Origin of the sequence: Streptomyces parvus, from assembly GCF_014648875.1 — a bacterium.
In the GTDB taxonomy this organism is placed as follows: domain Bacteria; phylum Actinomycetota; class Actinomycetes; order Streptomycetales; family Streptomycetaceae; genus Streptomyces; species Streptomyces parvus.
In genome coordinates this window covers 1-850 of sequence record NZ_BMRY01000045.1, presented here as the reverse complement: position 1 = coordinate 850, position 850 = coordinate 1, and the positions used below count along the sequence as shown (strand labels likewise).

Below are 850 nucleotides of genomic sequence, written 5' to 3'. Positions count from 1 at the left end.
CACCACCTCAACCAACAACCCACCCACAACCCCACCAACCACCACCGCACCACCCCCCTCACCCCCCACCACCCCGCCTACCTCATCCACACCTCCGGATCCACCGGACACCCCAAAGGCGTCGTCACCACCCACCGGAATGCCGTGCGGCTCTTCGAGGTGACCCGTCCGTGGTTCGACCCCGGCCCGCAGGACGTGTGGACCCTGTTCCACTCCTGTGCATTCGACTTCTCCGTCTGGGAGATCTGGGGCGCCCTGCTGCACGGCGGCCGCCTGGTCGTGGTCCCGCACGAGGTGAGCCGAACGCCGGACGCCTTCCTGTACCTGCTGGCCGATGAGGGCGTGACCGTTCTCAACCAAACGCCCGCGGCCTTCCATCAGCTGATGCAGGCCGATGCCGAGGCCCACGCGGACCGTGACCGTCGGACACCGTCCCTCGCTCTCCGCCTCGTGATCTTCGGCGGCGACGCACTCCAGCCGTCCCATCTCACCGACTGGTATCGCCGCCATGCCGACGACGCGCCGACTCTGATCAACATGTACGGCATCACCGAGACCACGGTGCACGTGACTTACCGGCCGATGACCCGGGAGCACGCGGCGACGGAGACGGCCAGCACGATCGGCACCGCCATCCCCGACCTGCGGACGTACGTGCTGGACTCCGCTCTGCAGCTGGCCGCTCCCGGTGTGGTGGGTGAGCTGTACGTCGCGGGCGAGGGCCTGGCCCGCGGCTACGCCAACCAGCCCGGGCTCACCGCCGAACGCTTCGTCGCAGATCCGTTCCACCCCGAACCCGGCCAGCGGATGTACCGCACCGGCGACCTCGCCCGCTGGAACACCCACGGCG

The 850-nt window shown here is 69.1% G+C and carries 1 protein-coding gene; it reads left to right on the top strand.

The annotated features are described in order from the left end of the window. A partial coding sequence (locus tag IE140_RS35720) for an AMP-binding protein (protein WP_189461110.1) occupies window positions 1–850 on the top strand: 850 nt, incomplete at both ends.